The organism is Streptomyces sp. NPDC059994 (genome assembly GCF_042737755.1).
In the GTDB taxonomy this organism is placed as follows: domain Bacteria; phylum Actinomycetota; class Actinomycetes; order Streptomycetales; family Streptomycetaceae; genus Streptomyces.
The window spans coordinates 29270-44801 of sequence record NZ_JBHWUR010000063.1 but is presented as its reverse complement, the minus strand read 5'-3'; the positions used below and the strand labels follow the sequence as shown (position 1 = coordinate 44801).

14 protein-coding genes are annotated in these 15532 nt (G+C 73.7%); 9 read left to right on the top strand and 5 right to left on the bottom strand.

Annotated elements, in window-relative coordinates:
• Nucleotides 1–283: 283 nt before the first annotated feature.
• The 3 genes from ACFWA7_RS26560 to ACFWA7_RS26550 all read right to left on the bottom strand — a co-directional run bounded on the left by ACFWA7_RS26560 (nt 284) and on the right by ACFWA7_RS26550 (nt 2523).
• Nucleotides 284–676 (bottom strand): helix-turn-helix domain-containing protein, encoded by a 393-nt coding sequence (locus ACFWA7_RS26560; protein WP_385825533.1) that lies wholly within the window; start codon nt 674–676, stop codon nt 284–286.
• Nucleotides 673–1488: a sugar phosphate isomerase/epimerase gene (locus tag ACFWA7_RS26555; RefSeq protein WP_188272957.1), complete on the bottom strand. Its 816-nt coding sequence runs from the start codon at nt 1486–1488 to the stop codon at nt 673–675. The genes ACFWA7_RS26560 and ACFWA7_RS26555 overlap by 4 nt, the downstream gene beginning before the upstream one ends.
• Nucleotides 1489–1590: 102 nt before the next feature.
• On the bottom strand, nt 1591–2523 hold the full coding sequence (locus ACFWA7_RS26550; protein WP_385545240.1) for a Ppx/GppA family phosphatase: 933 nt from the start codon (nt 2521–2523) through the stop codon (nt 1591–1593).
• Between the two features lie 40 nt (nt 2524–2563).
• Here ACFWA7_RS26550 and ACFWA7_RS26545 point away from each other — a divergent pair, with 40 nt between their 5' ends.
• Entirely contained in the window at nt 2564–3376 is an 813-nt protein-coding gene (locus tag ACFWA7_RS26545) for a hypothetical protein (protein WP_385545237.1), read from the top strand.
• A 20-nt stretch (nt 3377–3396) separates the two neighbouring features.
• On the opposite strand, the gene ACFWA7_RS26540 is transcribed toward ACFWA7_RS26545, so the two are convergent.
• Nucleotides 3397–5121, bottom strand: coding sequence for a hypothetical protein (locus tag ACFWA7_RS26540; RefSeq protein WP_385825531.1), 1725 nt, complete (start codon nt 5119–5121; stop codon nt 3397–3399).
• A 198-nt stretch (nt 5122–5319) separates the two neighbouring features.
• Between ACFWA7_RS26540 and radA the strand changes: the two genes are divergently transcribed.
• The gene (radA, locus tag ACFWA7_RS26535) at nt 5320–6729 is read left to right on the top strand and encodes a DNA repair protein RadA (RefSeq protein WP_385545232.1); all 1410 of its coding nucleotides are present in this window, start codon (nt 5320–5322) and stop codon (nt 6727–6729) included.
• 36 nt (nt 6730–6765) lie between these two features.
• Entirely contained in the window at nt 6766–7890 is a 1125-nt protein-coding gene (disA, locus tag ACFWA7_RS26530) for a DNA integrity scanning diadenylate cyclase DisA (protein WP_385545229.1), read from the top strand.
• A gap of 700 nt (nt 7891–8590) precedes the next feature.
• On the opposite strand, the gene ACFWA7_RS26525 is transcribed toward disA, so the two are convergent.
• On the bottom strand, nt 8591–9433 hold the full coding sequence (locus ACFWA7_RS26525; protein ID WP_385545226.1) for a hypothetical protein: 843 nt from the start codon (nt 9431–9433) through the stop codon (nt 8591–8593).
• A gap of 112 nt (nt 9434–9545) precedes the next feature.
• Between ACFWA7_RS26525 and ACFWA7_RS26520 the strand changes: the two genes are divergently transcribed.
• From ACFWA7_RS26520 to cseC, 6 genes are all read left to right on the top strand, one after another.
• A complete protein-coding gene (locus tag ACFWA7_RS26520) occupies nt 9546–10160 on the top strand; it encodes a phosphatase PAP2 family protein (protein ID WP_385545223.1) in 615 nt (204 codons plus the stop codon).
• A 52-nt stretch (nt 10161–10212) separates the two neighbouring features.
• Nucleotides 10213–11124, top strand: coding sequence for an A/G-specific adenine glycosylase (locus ACFWA7_RS26515; RefSeq protein ID WP_385545220.1), 912 nt, complete (start codon nt 10213–10215; stop codon nt 11122–11124).
• A gap of 341 nt (nt 11125–11465) precedes the next feature.
• The gene (locus ACFWA7_RS26510; protein WP_385545217.1) at nt 11466–12074 is read left to right on the top strand and encodes a SigE family RNA polymerase sigma factor; all 609 of its coding nucleotides are present in this window, start codon (nt 11466–11468) and stop codon (nt 12072–12074) included.
• Nucleotides 12062–12718 carry a hypothetical protein gene (locus tag ACFWA7_RS26505; RefSeq protein ID WP_385545214.1) on the top strand — a complete coding sequence of 219 codons (657 nt, stop codon included), beginning with the start codon at nt 12062–12064 and terminating at the stop codon, nt 12716–12718. The genes ACFWA7_RS26510 and ACFWA7_RS26505 overlap by 13 nt, the downstream gene beginning before the upstream one ends.
• Nucleotides 12719–12774: 56 nt before the next feature.
• Complete coding sequence (gene cseB, locus ACFWA7_RS26500; RefSeq protein WP_385545211.1) at nt 12775–13479, top strand: two-component system response regulator CseB; 705 nt, start codon at nt 12775–12777, stop codon at nt 13477–13479.
• 124 nt (nt 13480–13603) lie between these two features.
• The gene (gene cseC, locus ACFWA7_RS26495) at nt 13604–14905 is read left to right on the top strand and encodes a two-component system sensor histidine kinase CseC (RefSeq protein WP_385545208.1); all 1302 of its coding nucleotides are present in this window, start codon (nt 13604–13606) and stop codon (nt 14903–14905) included.
• Nucleotides 14906–15532 lie beyond the last annotated feature (627 nt).

The following is a 15532-nucleotide window of genomic DNA, read 5'->3' as shown; positions in this document are numbered from 1 at the left end:
GTTGGGGGGGGGTGGGGTGGGTGGGGCGGGTGGTGTGCCGGGCCCGCCCCTACCCTATTCTTTGCGGGGGTGGGGGAGGTTCCCGGGGGCTTCGCCCCCGGACCCCGTTGCGGGACCTGCGGCCCCCGCACCCCGCTTCGGGGCTCCACCCCGGCCCCCTGTTCGTCTGCGGGCGCGGCCCGTGTGCCCACCCTCCCCCAAGCTCTCAAGGAGCAGGGGCCCCCACGCCCTTGCGGAACGCCTGCCCACGCGGCGGCGGCGGGGGGAAAGGGAGGCCGGGGGATCAGCCCGGGGCCGTGACGTCGATGGAGTAGCGGACGTCGATGGAGTAGCGGGCCATGCGTTCGCCGACACCGTCGAGGGAGGCGGCGGCGAAGACCACCGCCGGGGCCGCCGGGGCCGGCTGGACCGGCTGGACCGGCTGGACCGGCTCCAGGGTCATCTCGGCCGCCGCCTCGAACACCTCGTCCTTGGCGCCGAAGTGGTGGTGGACGAGCGCCACGTCCACGTCGGCCGCCTTGGCGGTGCCGCGTACGGACGTCTTGTCGTAGCCGCGCCGGGCGAACTCCGCGCGGGCCGCCTCCAGGATCCGCCCCGCCCCGGGGCCGCTGTCGGCCTCGGCGTGCGACGGACGGCCCCGGCGGCACGGGGCGGACACCGAAGCCGTGCCGGTCACCGGCGCACCTTCGAGGCGAGGTGCAGCCGGGTGAAGGCGAGGGCCTCCGCGAGGTCGGCCTCGCGTTCGGCCGCGGACATGGCCCGGCGGGTGTTGACCTCGATGACGACGTGCCCGTCGAAGCCGGTGCGGGCCAGGCCCTCCAGGAGCTCGGCGCACGGCTGGTTGCCCCGGCCGGGCACCAGGTGCTCGTCCTTGGCCGAGCCCTTGCCGTCGGCGAGGTGGACGTGGGCGAGCCGGTCGCCCATGCGGTCGACGAGGGCCATCGCGTCGGTGCGGGCGGTCGCGGCGTGCGAGAGGTCGACCGTGAAGTGCCGGTAGTCGTCCTTGGTGACGTCCCAGTCGGGTGCGTACGCGAGCATCTCCCGGTCGCGGTAGCGCCACGGGTACATGTTCTCGACGGCGAATCGTACGTCCGTCTCGTCCGCCATCCGCCAGATACCGGTGACGAAGTCGCGGGCGTACTGGCGCTGCCAGCGGAACGGCGGGTGCACCACCACGGTGGAGGCGCCCAGCTTCTCGGCCGCGGCTCTCGCCCGTTGCAGCTTCACCCAGGGGTCGGTCGACCAGACCCGCTGGGTGATCAGCAGACAGGGGGCGTGAACGGCCAGGATCGGCACCTGGTGGTAGTCGGAGAGGCGGCGCAGGGCGTCGATGTCCTGGCTGACCGGGTCGGTCCAGACCATGACCTCGACGCCGTCGTACCCCAGGCGTGCGGCGATCTCGAAGGCCGTCGCCGTCGACTCCGGATAGACCGAAGCCGTCGACAGGGCGACCTTCGCATCCGGGATGCGCACTACTGGTTCTGCCACGGAGACAGCGTACGGGCACCCACAAGAGGGGCCGCGAGGGGACCGTCCACCTGGCCGGAACCCTTCGCCCGCACCGGGCTCGCCGCCCCCGTCAGCACACCGTCATCCCGCCGGCAGCTGGTCCAGGTGGCGCAGGATCACGCCCTCGCGCAACGCCCACGGGCAGATCTCCAGCTCCTCCACCCCGAACAGGTCCATCGCCCCCTCGGCCACCAGCGCCCCCGCGAGCAGCTGGCGCGCCCGGCCCTCGGAGACGCCCGGCAGCGTGGCGCGCTGCTCGGTGGTCATCGCGGCGAGCTTGGGCACCCACTCCTCCAGCGACTTGCGGCTCAGGGTGCGCTGCACGTACACGCCCTCGGTGGAGCGGGCGGCGCCCGCGATCCTGGCGAGCTGCTTGAAGGTCTTGGAGGTGGCGACCACGTGGTCCGGGGAGCCGGTGCGGGCGAACTCGCCGACCGTACGGGCGATCTGCGCGCGTACGTGGCGGCGCAGCGCCCGTACGTCGGAGGGGTCCGGCGGGTCGCCGGGCAGCCAGGCCCCCGTCAGCCGGCCGGCGCCCAGCGGCAGCGAGACGGCCGCGACGGGCTCCTCGTCGATCCCGTACGCGACCTCCAGGGAGCCGCCGCCGATGTCCAGGAGCAGCAGTTTCCCGGCGGACCAGCCGTACCAGCGGCGGGCCGCGAGGAAGGTGAGGCGGGCCTCCTCCTCGCCGGAGAGGACACCGAGGTCGACGCCGGTCTCCTCCTTGACCCGGGCGATCACCAGGTCCGCGTTGCTGGCCTCGCGCACCGCGGAGGTGGCGAACGGAAGCATTTCCTCGACGCCCTTGTCCTCGGCCGCGATCAGCGCGCCGCTGACCGTGGTCACCAGCCGGTCGACGCCTTCCGGTCCGATCGCACCGCCCCCGTCGAGGAGCTCGGCGAGCCTCAGCTCGGCCTTGTGCGAGTACGCGGGCAGCGGCGCGGCACCGGCGTGCGCGTCCACCACCAGCAGATGAACCGTATTCGACCCCACATCGAGGACTCCGAGTCTCATGGGCTGAACGCTACTGCCGTCGCGGACATACGCTTGTCCCGTGCCAAAGACGAAAAAGGCGAAGCCGGGCAAAGCCAAGGCCCCCAGAACCCCCAAGCAGCGAGCGGACGAGCAGGGGGTCGATTTCGCGCGCGCGTGGGTCGAGTTCCCGGACCCCGCCGACGACGAACAGGTCTTCCGCTGCGACCTGACCTGGCTGACCTCGCGGTGGACCTGCATCTTCGGCAGCGGCTGCCAGGGCATCCAGGCGGGCCGCGCCGACGACGGCTGCTGCACGCTCGGCGCGCACTTCTCGGACAAGGACGACGAGAAGCGCGTGGCGGGGCACGTGGCGCGGCTCACGCCGGAGCTGTGGCAGTTCCACGACGAGGGCACGCAGAGCGGCTGGGTCCAGCTCGACGAGGACGGCGAGCGGCAGACCCGCAGGTGGGAAGGTTCCTGCATCTTCCAGAACCGGCCCGGGTTCGCGGGCGGCGCGGGCTGCTCGCTGCACATCCTGGCGCTCAAGGAGGGCAAGGAGCCGCTGGAGACCAAGCCGGACGTCTGCTGGCAGCTGCCGGTGCGGCGTACGTACGACTGGATCGACCGGCCGGACGAGACGCGTGTGCTCCAGATCTCGATCGGTGAGTACGACCGGCGCGGCTGGGGTCCGGGCGGCCACGACCTGCACTGGTGGTGCACCTCGGCGACCTCGGCGCACGGCGCGGGCGAGCCGGTCTATGTGACCTACCGGCCGGAGCTGACCGAGCTGATGGGCAAGAAGGCGTACGACGTGCTCGTGGGCCTGTGCGAGGCGCGGCTCGCGTCCTCGCTGCCGCTGGTGGCACCGCACCCGGCGGACCCGGCCCGCTGACGGCCGTACCGGCGGCGCACTCATGACAGCTGCTCCGACGGCGCCGTGCCGCTCGGGGTGTCCGGCGGCGAGGACGGGTCCGTCGGGGTCGGGGACTGAGAGGTCGGGGTGGGCGTCGGGCTGGTCGGCGTCGGGGAGGCGGGCGGCGTCGGTGTCGTCGGCGGGGTCGGGTCCGGCGAGGACGGCGTGCCGGGGTCGGGCGAGGCGGGCGGGATGGCCCGTGTCCCCTGCCCGGTCCCGGTGATCCGTACGACCGCGCCCGAGGGCCGCAGGGCCACCCGGGCCGACCACGGGCCGCGCGGTTCGCGCGCGTGGTTGACGGAGACGTACACGGATACGTTTCCGCCCGCCTCCAGCGTCCCGCCCGTGCTGCTGAAGACGAGCCAGGGCGCGTTCGTCCCCAGCGACCAGCTCACCGGGGCGTCACCGGTCGCGGTGAGCGTGAGGACCGTGACGCCGCCCTGCGAGCGGGCCGAGACGGTGACGTCGCCGGGGCTCGTCGGGCCGGCCGAGCCCGGGCTGACGACCTCCACGGAGACGTCGGCGGGGGCGCGGCTGCCCGCGGTGACGCGGGGGTCGGGGCCGGTGCGGGCGTTGCCCGCGTTCTGGTAGCGCTCGTACGGAAGCCCCTCAAGCGCGGAGCTGTCGGCCTCGCTGGCGGTGACCTTGGTGCCGTCGTGGGACTCGCCGGTCGCGGGGGCGCCCCGGTAGGCGGCCCAGAGCGCGAAGGCGGGCGCGGCGACGACCGTGGCCACCACCGTGGTCGTCACGGCACGCGCGCGCAGCCGGTCCCGGCGGGCGGCGCGGTCCTTGGGGTCCATCGGGAAGCCGGACCGGTCGAAGCGGGGCGCGCCGGCGCGGGTCCTGGGCACGTGGAGCATCGCCGCGTACGCGGCCGCGAGCGGCGCCTCGGCCAGCGGCAGCGCGTCCGGGGTGACCGAGGAGCCCGGCCAGGGCCCGGCGGCCCCGGCGCGCTCGGCGGCGCGGCGGCAGCGCGGGCAGTCGTCGACGTGCCGGACCAGCTCGCGGCGCAGGGCCGCCGAGAGCAGCACCTGGTGGTCGCCGGTGAGCCGGGCTACCGACGGGCAGCCGCCGGTCTCGACGACGGCGAGCGCGGCCCGGGTCCGCTCGATTTCACAGGCGCCCGCGGCGAGCAGTTCGCGGGCGGCCGGGTAGCTCATGCCGAGGACGGAGGCGACCTCGCGGGGGCCCAGCTGGTGGCGGACGGCGAGCTCCAGGGCCTCGCGCTGCTCGGGGCTGGTGCCGGCGGCCTCGGGCCAGGCGAGCAGGGCCAGCTCGCGGCGCCGCCGCTCGGCCTCCTCGGCCGCGACGGGGGCCGAGGTGCTCTGCTCGCACGCCTGCGGGCGGCCGGTGTGGGCGCCCTTGCGGCCGCGTTTGCGCTCGGCGAGCTTGCGCAGACAGGACCAGCGTGCGAGCGCGTACAGCCAGGCCTTGCGCTCGGCCTCGGTCTCGGGGCAGCGCGCGTGCTGCCGCTCGGAGACGGCGAGGACGTCGCCGAGGACGTGGACGGCCTCCTCGTGGTCGCAGAGCACGGACAGGCAGTACGTGAACAGGCCGTCGAGATACGCCTCGTAGCGCGCCGGCGGGCGCTGGGTCAACGTCCTGGGCGCACGGCGCTGCGCCCGGTGTGCGCCGGTGGTGTGCGTGGGGTGATCCAGACCGCTGCTCTTCACCCGGCGAAGGTAGGCGCAGGATCCCGGGTCCTTAGCGCCCCTTGAGCACATTTACTCCTTACGGGTGAAGGTATCCCTCAAAAGGGGACAGGAACCCGGTCTTCCGGTGCGGAAGCTTGCCTTCCCCGGCGCGGAACGCTGCCTTCCCCCCTGTGGGGGAACGGCTTTCAGTCGTGGACGCGCCGCCGCCCAGCCCCCGAGGGCCCGCCGCCCGGAGGCGCTGTCAGTGGTCGCCGCTACGGTGACGCCATGGCTACCCGTACGAAATCCGCGAAGGACCGGCCGTCCTACCGCTGCACCGAATGCGGCTGGACGACCGCCAAGTGGCTCGGCCGCTGCCCCGAGTGCCAGGCGTGGGGAACGGTCGAGGAGTACGGCGCGCCCGCTGTGCGCACCACGTCGGCGGGCCGGGTCTCCACCGCCGCGGTGCCGATCGGCCAGGTGGACGCCCGCCAGGCCACCGCGCGCTCGACCGGCGTCGACGAGCTGGACCGCGTCCTGGGCGGCGGGCTCGTCCCGGGCGCGGTGGTGCTGCTCGCGGGCGAGCCGGGCGTCGGCAAGTCCACGCTGCTGCTCGACGTCGCCTCCAAGGCGGCCGGCGAGGAGCACCGCACGCTGTATGTGACGGCCGAGGAGTCCGCGAGCCAGGTCCGGCTGCGCGCCGACCGGATCAACGCGCTCAACGACCATCTGTATCTGGCGGCCGAGACGGACCTCTCCGCGGTCCTCGGCCATCTGGACGCGGTCAAGCCGTCCCTGCTCGTCCTCGACTCCGTCCAGACCGTGGCCTCCCCGGAGATCGACGGCGCGCCGGGCGGCATGGCCCAGGTGCGCGAGGTGGCGGGCGCGCTGATCCGCGCCTCCAAGGAGCGCGGGATGGCGACGCTGCTCGTCGGCCACGTCACCAAGGACGGCGCGATCGCGGGACCCCGCCTCCTGGAACACCTGGTGGACGTCGTCCTGTCCTTCGAGGGCGACCGCCACGCGCGCCTGCGCCTGGTGCGCGGCGTGAAGAACCGGTACGGGGCGACGGACGAGGTCGGCTGCTTCGAACTACACGACGAGGGCATCACGGGCCTGGCCGACCCGTCGGGCCTGTTCCTCACCCGGCGGGACGAACCGGTGCCGGGCACCTGTCTGACGGTGACCCTGGAGGGCCGCAGGCCCCTGGTGGCCGAGGTCCAGGCCCTCACCGTCGACTCCCAGATCCCCTCCCCCCGCCGCACCACGTCGGGCCTGGAGACCTCCCGGGTCTCGATGATGCTGGCGGTCCTGGAGCAGCGCGGGCGGATCAGCGCGCTGGGCAAGCGCGACATCTACAGCGCGACGGTCGGCGGCGTGAAGCTCTCCGAGCCCGCTGCGGACCTGGCGATCGCCCTCGCGCTGGCGTCGGCGGCGAGCGATACCCCGCTGCCGAAGAACCTGGTGGCGATCGGTGAGGTGGGGCTCGCGGGCGAGGTCAGAAGGGTGACGGGCGTCCAGCGCCGGCTCGCCGAAGCCCACCGCCTGGGCTTCACGCACGCGCTGGTGCCGTCCGACCCGGGGAAGGTCCCGGCGGGTATGAAGGTCACGGAAGTCGCCGACATGGGGGACGCGCTCCGGGTGCTGCCCCGCGGGCGTCGCGCGGACGCCCCACGGGGGGAGGAAGAGCGCCGGTAGACTTTGCCGTCGAACGTCTGCGACCGGAGGAGTGCAGTGGCAGCCAACGACCGGGCAGCGGGATCCGGCAAGTCCGGCACAGGCTCCGGCAACGAAGTACTGATGCGTGCCGCGCTGAGCGCCGTCGCGCCCGGAACCGCACTCCGCGACGGCCTGGAGCGCATCCTCCGGGGCAACACGGGCGGCCTGATCGTCCTCGGCCTCGACAAGACGGTCGACTCGATGTGTACGGGCGGCTTCGTCCTGGACGTCGAGTTCGCCGCGACTCGGCTGCGCGAGCTGTGCAAGCTGGACGGCGCGCTGGTCCTGGACAAGGACATCACCAAGATCCACCGGGCCGGGGTGCAGCTGGTCCCGGACGCGGGCATCCCCACGGACGAGACCGGCACCCGCCACCGCACGGCGGACCGGGTCTCCAAGCAGTGCAACTACCCGGTGGTCTCGGTCTCCCAGTCCATGCGCCTGATCGCGCTGTACGTGAACGGGGAGCGCCGGGTCCTGGAGGAGTCGGCGGCGATCCTCTCGCGCGCGAACCAGGCGCTGGCGACGCTGGAGCGCTACAAGCTCCGCCTGGACGAGGTGGCGGGCACGCTCTCCGCCCTCGAAATCGAGGACCTGGTGACGGTCCGGGACGTGACGGCGGTGGCCCAGCGCCTGGAGATGGTGAGACGTATCGCCACGGAAATCGCCGAGTACGTGGTGGAGTTGGGCACGGACGGCCGGCTGCTCTCGCTCCAGCTGGACGAGCTGATCGCGGGCGTCGAGCCCGAGCGCGAGCTGGTGGTCCGGGACTACGTGCCCGAGCCCACGGCGAAGCGCTCGCGCACGGTGCCGGAGGCGCTGACGGAGCTGAACGAGCTCACCCACGCGGAGCTCCTGGAACTCCCCATAGTGGCGCGGGCGCTGGGCTACAGCGGCTCCCCCGAGACGCTGGACTCCGCGGTCTCCCCCCGCGGCTACCGCCTCCTGGCCAAGGTCCCCCGCCTCCCCGGCGCGATCATCGAACGCCTGGTGGAGCACTTCGGCGGCCTCCAGAAGCTCCTGGCCGCGTCGGTGGACGACCTCCAGACGGTGGACGGCGTCGGCGAGGCGCGGGCGCGGAGCGTCCGGGAAGGCCTGTCCCGCTTGGCGGAGTCGTCGATCCTGGAGCGTTACGTCTAGCTCCGCCGGGGTGCGGTGATTTCGTCTGCGGGCGGTGGGTGGCTGCTCGCGCCGTTCCCCGCACCCCTTCTCGGCCCGGGATTCGCCCGCGGGCCGGCGGGGGCTGAGCGCGCCGTTCCCCGCGCCCCTTCATGCCCGGTGTTCGCCCGCGGGCCGGCGGGGGCTGAGCGCGCCGTTCCCCGCACCCCTTAGGGGGATGGGGGTGTCCAGCGCGGACGGGTCAGGTTCAGGGGGCCCGGCCAAGATTCAGCCCCTCCGGAGTTTGGGGAGGCGGGGGCAGGGAGCGAAGCTCCCGCCCCTTCAGGGGCGCGGGGAACTGCGCGACCAGCCACAGGGGCCCTGCAGACGAAGGGGGTCCGGGGCGAAGCCCCGAAGCGGGGGCGGGGGCGCAGCCCCGGTGGGGGTGCCGGGGGGGGGGGCGGAGCCCCCGTGAGCGGGGTGCAGGGGCCGCAGGCCCCGCGAAGGGGTGCAGGGGGCGGAGCCCCCGCAAGCGGGTGCGGGGGCGCAGCCCCACCCGGGGTCCGGGGCGCAGCCCCACCCACGGCCCGGGGCGCAGCCCCGCCCGGGGTCCGGGGGGCGCAGCCCCGCCCGGGGTCCGGGGGGCGCAGCCCCGCCCGGGGTCCGGGGGGCGCAGCCCCCGAGAGATCGCCTCAACCACCCACCCACCCCCGGAGGGTTTAGGTGAAGGGGCGGGGTGGGGCTAGTCCTTCGTCAAAGAGAACGGCGCTCGCGCCACCGGCAGCCCCGTCGCCTGCACCTCGAAGAGGTACGTCCCGGGAGCCGGCCCCCCCGGCGCCGGCGTCGCGCACCGCGCCGCGCTCCGCGCCCGGTCCCACGCCACGATGTGCGTGATCGTCGCATTGCCCGGCACCTGGTACAGCGCGCTCCCCGACCCGCTCGGGCAGTCGTCCGACGCCCATACCTTGCTGTCGCCGGAGTCCGTCACCACGAGCACCGCGCCCTTGGGCCCGAGGTCCGCCTTGCAGGTGGAGGCCGTCGTGTTCTGGACGGAGATCTCGACCCGCGGCTTCTCCCCGGGCGCGTACATGTTCTTCATGCTCCGGACCGTCAGCTTCAGCTGACCCGGCGCGCAGACCGGCAGCGAGGACCCCGCGGGCACCTGTCGCGCCGTACCGCCGTCGGAGGAGCCGCCGCCGACGGCGCCCGCGCCCCCTCCGGACGCCGAACCCCCGCCGTCCGCGCCCCCGTTGCCCGCGCCGTCGGACGAACCGCCCGCACCGCCGCCGGACGACGAACCTGCGGTCGAGCCGGAGGAGGACGAGGCGGAGCCGCCGGGGGACTCGTCACGGCCGCCCGGGGCCGTACTGATCGCCGGCCCCGAGCTCCCGGGTCCCGGCGTGATCGAGGGGGCCGGGTGGGCGCCCTTGTCGTTGCCGCTGCCCTTACTGCCGCCTCCGCCACCGGAACTGACGGCCCATAGGATCACCACCGCGAGCAGCGCGAGCAAGGACAGCGCGACTGCCCTCCGTCGCCAGTAGATGGAGGAGGGAAGCGGCCCGACCGGATTGCGCAGAGATCCCACGGGCGAAACTCTACGAGAGTTCCGCACCAACTCCCGCCCCACCCGCCGCTCACCTTCCGCAACTTTTCCGGATCATCATTCCGGAGGGCGATGTTCCATACTGTCCGTCACCATGGATAGCGATCTCTACCGCGACATCACCGACTTCGCCCACGACAACCCCTCGTGGCTGCAGCACCTCGTCGAGCTCTGGACGGAGGTGGGGCTGATCCTGTTCGGCGTGCTGTTCGTCGTCTGCTGGTGGCGGGCGCGCCGGGCCGGTCCGACGGCGATGGCGCTGGCCCTGCTCGCCCCGCTGGCGACCGCCGCCGCGTACATCGCCAGCGAGGCGGTCAAGTCGCTGGTGGACGAGGAGCGCCCGTGCCGCGCGGTCAAGGGCGCCGCCGCCTCCCTGATCACCTGCCCGGCCAACGGCGACTGGTCCTTCCCGTCCAACCACGCCACCATCGCGGGCGGCGCGGCCGTCGCGCTCGCGCTGGCCTGGCCGCGCATCTGGGCGCTGACCGTGCCGATGGCGCTGCTCATGGCGTTCTCGCGGGTGTACGTGGGCGTGCACTACCCGCACGACGTGGCGGTGGGCCTGCTGCTCGGCACGGCCGTCGCGTTCTTCATGGCCAAGGCCGGTACGCGCCCGGTGCGCTCGCTGGTCGAGTCGATGCGGGCGAGCGGCAACGGCGCCGCGGTCTGGCTGACCGGGCCGGGCGCGCCCCTGCACGCCCGCCGCTGAGCGGCCCGCCGTGCCCGCCGCACCCCCGTTCCGTGCCAGGATCGGGGGTGCGATGACGACGATGCCGACGACCGACCCCGACACGGTCTCCCCCGACGCTCTCCACACCCCCGTCCTCGGGTGGTTCGACCAGTACGCGCGCGACCTGCCCTGGCGCCGCCCCGAGGCCGGTGCCTGGGGGGTGATGGTGAGCGAGTTCATGCTCCAGCAGACGCCCGTGAGCCGGGTGCTCCCGGTGTACGAGCAGTGGCTGGCCCGCTGGCCGCGCCCGGCCGACCTGGCCGCCGACGCGCCGGGCGAGGCCGTGCGCGCCTGGGGGCGGCTCGGCTACCCGCGCCGCGCGCTGCGGCTGCACGGGGCCGCCGTGGCGATAACGGAACGGCACGGCGGTGACGTCCCCAGTGACCACGCCCGGCTGCTCGCGCTGCCCGGCATCGGCGAGTACACGGCGGCGGCCGTCGCCTCCTTCGCGTACGGGCAGCGGCACGCGGTCCTGGACACCAACGTCCGCCGGGTCCTCGCGCGGGCCGTCACCGGCGTCCAGTACCCGCCGAACGCCACCACCGCCGCCGAGCGGCACCTCGCCCGCGCGCTGCTGCCCGACGACGAGGCCCGCGCGGCCCGCTGGGCGGCCGCCTCGATGGAGCTGGGCGCGCTGGTGTGCACGGCCAGGAACGAGGACTGCGGGCGGTGCCCGATCGCCGCGCGCTGCGCCTGGCACATGGCCGGGAAGCCCGCGCACGACGGGCCGCCGCGCCGCGGCCAGACGTACGCCGGGACCGACCGCCAGGTGCGCGGCAAGCTGCTCGCGGTGCTGCGGGAGGCGGTGGATCCCGTACCGCAGGCGGCGCTGGACGCGGTGTGGCACGAACCGGTGCAGCGGGCCCGCGCACTGGACGGGCTGGTCGCGGACGGACTGGTGGAGCCACTCGCGGGCGGGGTGTACCGGCTGCCGCTGACCTGACCGGACTCCCGCCCCGCCCGAGTGTCACGGCCGACCGTTACGGCCGACCGTTACGGCCGACTGTCACAGCTGACTGTCATGACCGACCGTCACGGGGCGGGAACACCCGGTCCAGCGACCCCAGTTGACCAGGGCCGCGCCGCTTTCGGATAGCTCTCCGTCACCGCGGGGACACGCCCGTACCCCTTGAAAACACGGGTCAAACCTCTGCTGTTACACAACCGATGGCTCACCGTGCGCCCCCCGACGGCTGCTCCGCACAGGCCCGTGACAACGGCTCCGTAGCTTCAGTCAGGTAAGTGGGACAGGCAGGGAAGTCACGGGGACGGAGGCGGTTGGGTATGGCGCACGGCGAGGTGCTCGAGTTCGAAGAGTACGTACGCACCCGGCAGGAGGCCCTGCTGCGCAGCGCCCGGCGGCTGGTTCCGGACCCGGTGGACGCGCAGGACCTGCTGCAGACCGCCCTGGCCCGTACGTACGGCCGCTGGGACGGCATCGCCGACAAGGCGCTCGCCGACGCGTACCTGCGCCGCGTGATGATCAACACGCGGACCGAGTGGTGGCGCGCACGCAAGCTCGAAGAGGTACCCACCGAGCAGCTGCCGGACGCGCGCATCGAGGACGGCTCCGAGCAGCGCGCCGACCGCGCCCTCCTGATGGACGTACTGAAAGTCCTCGCGCCCAAGCAGCGCAGCGTCGTGGTGCTGCGACACTGGGAGCAGATGAGCACGGAGGAGACCGCCGCGGCCCTCGGGATGTCGGCGGGTACCGTCAAGAGCACGCTGCACCGGGCACTGGCCCGGCTCCGGCAGGAGCTGGAGAGCCGCGAGCTGGACTTCCACGCCCTCGGCGACGCCGAGGGACGTGACGGCCGGGTGGGCCGTCAGGCCGACCGCCGGGTCGGCCGCAACGAGCGCGACGAAAAGGGGCGGGAGCGGTGCGCGGCCTAGGCAGGGGCAGCGGGGGCGTACTGGCGGCGGGAACCACGGCGATGGCCGGGCTCGCCGCCTTCGGCCTGCTCGCGGCGGGATGCTCGACGGGCGGTACGGGGACGCGCGACGAGGGCGAGGCGCACACCGACAAGGTCGCGGGCCACGCCTCGCCGACGCCGACCGCGACGGCCGAGGCACCCTTCAAGAAGGTCAACGCCGTACGGCTACTCAAGGCCGACCCCAAGGTCAGCGAGCGCGTGAAGGCGGATCTGAAGCCCTGTGTGAAGGACGAGTACCCGATCGACGTCTCGTACGGCCATATCACCGGCGCCACCGGCCAGGACGTCGTGGTGAACGTGATGACCTGCGGAGATGCCGTGGGGCTCGGCTCCTATGTGTACCGCGAGGACGGCTCCTCGTACGACAATGTCTTCACCTCCGAGGAAGCGCCGGTCTACGCGGAGATCGACCGGGGCGACCTGGTGGTGACCCGTCAGATGTACGCCAAGGGCGACAAGCCGGCGTTCGCCTCCAGTGAGATCGTGACGACCTACCGCTGGTCGGGCACGAAGTTCACCAAGCACGACCAGGTGGAGAACGACTTCAGCAAGGCGGTCGGCAACGACGAGGGCACCGAGGCGCCCGTGCCGGCCTCGCCCTGACCGCCGCATCCGTACGTAACAGCGCAAGCGCACGCCGAGGAACTGAGAGCAGCACGATGGCCGAGACCCATGTCCTGTTCGTCGAGGACGACGACGTCATCCGTGAAGCCACCCAGCTCGCGCTGGAGCGCGACGGCTTCACCGTGACCGCCATGCCCGACGGGCTCTCCGGCCTGGAGGCGTTCCGCGCCGACCAGCCGGACATCGCGCTGCTCGACGTGATGCTCCCGGGCCTGGACGGCGTCAGCCTGTGCCGCCGTATCCGCGACGAGTCGACCGTCCCCGTGATCATGCTGTCCGCGCGCGCGGACTCGATCGACGTGGTCCTCGGTCTGGAGGCGGGCGCGGACGACTATGTGACCAAGCCGTTCGACGGGGCCGTGCTCGTCGCCCGGATCCGTGCCGTGCTGCGGCGCTTCGGGCACGCGGGCGGGCCCGGCGCGGGCGCGGCCGAGACGGGCGGGGACCCGGAGGGCGGGATGCTCGCCTTCGGCGACCTGGAGGTCGACACCGAGGGCATGGAGGTCCGCAAGGGCGGTGAGACCGTCGCCCTCACCCCGACCGAGATGCGGCTGCTCCTGGAGTTCTCGTCGGCGCCCGGTACCGTGCTCTCCCGCGACAAGCTCCTTGAGCGGGTGTGGGACTACGGGTGGGGCGGTGACACGCGCGTGGTGGACGTCCATGTGCAGCGGCTGCGTACGAAGATCGGGCAGGATCGGATCGAGACCGTGCGTGGCTTCGGCTACAAACTGAAGGCGTGAGCGCGGGCGTGGGCACGGGCGTGGGCTCGGGCGTGGGTTGGGGTGCGGGTTGGGGTGCGGGGTCGGGTGCGCCTGCGGGTTCGAGTGCGGGTTCGGGTTCGGGTGAGGCGTGGGTGAGGGGCGCGTGAGGCGGCCCACCCTGCGGACGGGCGTCCGCTGGAAGATCAGTATCGCCATCACCGCCGTCGGTGCGCTGACCGTGATGGCGCTCAGCCTCGTCGTGCACAACGCGGCGCGCGTCTCGATGCTCGACAACGCGCGCGACCTCCAGCTCGACCGCGTGCTGTTCGCACAGCGCATCTACGAGACGAGCAAGCAGACGCGGTTCGGCGCGAAGCTCAACGACCCGGCGCTGCCGGCCGATCTGAAGGCCAAGACGGACCGGGGCCGCAAGGCCACGTCCGTCCAGGAGCCGAAGGGCGGCGTGCCGGACATCTGGGCGGCCGTGCCGGTGGGCAACGGCGACATCCTGTCCCTGCACAGCACGTTCACCGACCGCAGCTCCAATGTCATCTCGGACCTGGACCGGGCCCTGGTCATCGGCTCTGTGGCGGTCGTGTTCGGCGGGTGCGCGCTCGGCATCCTGATCGGCGGGCAGATCTCGCGGCGGCTGCGGAAGGCCGCGGCGGCGGCGACGAAGGTGGCCGAGGGGCATACGGACGTACGCGTACGGGACGCGATCGGCGGGGTCGTACGCGACGAGACGGATGAGCTGGCGCGGGCGGTCGACGCGCTGACGGACGCGTTGCAGGAGCGGCTGGAGGCGGAGCGCCGGGTCACGGCGGACATCGCGCACGAGTTGCGTACGCCGGTGACGGGGCTGCTGACGGCGGCCGAGCTGCTGCCGCCGGGGCGGCCGACGGAGCTCGTACGCAACCGGGCGCAGGCGATGCGGACGCTGGTGGAGGACGTACTGGAGGTCGCCCGGCTGGACAGCGCGTCCGAGCGGGCGGAGCTCCAGGAGATCGCGCTCGGCGAGTTCGTGAGCCGGCGGGTGGCGGTGCTGGATCCCGAGGTGACGGTACGGGTCGTCCACGAGTCGTGGGTGAACACGGATCCGCGCCGTCTTGAGCGGATCCTGGGGAATCTGCTGGGGAACGCGGCGAAGCACGGGGCGGGGCCGGTGGAGGTCACTGTGGAGGGCCGCGTGGTGCGCGTCCGCGACCACGGTCCCGGCTTCCCGGAGGCGCTGCTGCGGGAGGGGCCGAGCCGCTTCCGCACGGGCAGCAGTGACCGGGCGGGCCACGGCCATGGCCTGGGCCTGACGATCGCGGCGGGCCAGGCGCGGGTACTGGGCGCGCGCCTGACGTTCCGGAACGCGGCGGGTTCCCCCTCGACGCCGGGCGGAGCAATCGCGGTCCTCTGGCTCCCGGAGCACGCCCCGACGGCGACGGGGAGCTTCCCGGTTCTGCCGCCTCAGGGGTAGGGGTTGGGGTTGGGGCTGGGGTTGGGGCTGGGGCTGGGGCTGGGGGGCGGTGCCGGTGGCTTGGTGCCGATGGCTTGGTGCCCGTGGCTTGGTGCCCGTGGCCGGTGGCTTGGTGCCCGTGGCCGGTGGCTTGGTGCCCGTGGCCGGTGGCTTGGGCCGGTACCTGCGGCGCAGTGCTGGGGTTCGGTGGGGGTGGCGCCCGTCCGGTGGTGGGGTGGGTGGGGTCATGGAGGGGTATCTCCTCTCTCGTCGCGCGCTCGGCCTCCACACACCGTCGGCCACTCGTGCGCTCCTCCTTGCGGGGACACCCCTCCATGCCCCCACCCACGACCGTGCCAGCGACCCTCCGCCGTCTTCCCCACGGCCCGCATGTGCCCCGCACCCCACACCTCGGGCCGGCGAAGCGCCTCGTGAAGCCCACCCCGCCCCCGGTTTGGGCCGAGGCCCATGGCGGGGCGCGGCCCCCTCAGGGCCCCGGGGCGATGCCTCCCGCAAAGCCCACCACCCCGCCCCGAAGCGCCTCGTGAAGCACCACCCCGCCCCCGGTTTGGGCCGAGGCCCATGGCGGGGCGCGGCCCCCTCAGGGCCCCGGGGCGATGCCTCCCGCAAAGCCCACCACCCCGCCCG

Bases quoted from the DNA above. Each gene is read 5' to 3' on its own strand.
- ACFWA7_RS26510 (WP_385545217.1), top strand. From the start codon at position 11,466: ATGGCGCACGGCGAGGTGCTCGAGTTCGAAGAGTACGTACGCACCCGG.
- ACFWA7_RS26515 (WP_385545220.1), top strand. From the start codon at position 10,213: ATGACGACGATGCCGACGACCGACCCCGACACGGTCTCCCCCGACGCT.
- ACFWA7_RS26520 (WP_385545223.1), top strand. From the start codon at position 9,546: ATGGATAGCGATCTCTACCGCGACATCACCGACTTCGCCCACGACAAC.
- ACFWA7_RS26550 (WP_385545240.1), bottom strand. From the start codon at position 2,523: ATGAGACTCGGAGTCCTCGATGTGGGGTCGAATACGGTTCATCTGCTG.
- radA (WP_385545232.1), top strand. From the start codon at position 5,320: ATGGCTACCCGTACGAAATCCGCGAAGGACCGGCCGTCCTACCGCTGC.
- cseB (WP_385545211.1), top strand. From the start codon at position 12,775: ATGGCCGAGACCCATGTCCTGTTCGTCGAGGACGACGACGTCATCCGT.
- ACFWA7_RS26540 (WP_385825531.1), bottom strand. From the start codon at position 5,121: ATGTGCTCAAGGGGCGCTAAGGACCCGGGATCCTGCGCCTACCTTCGC.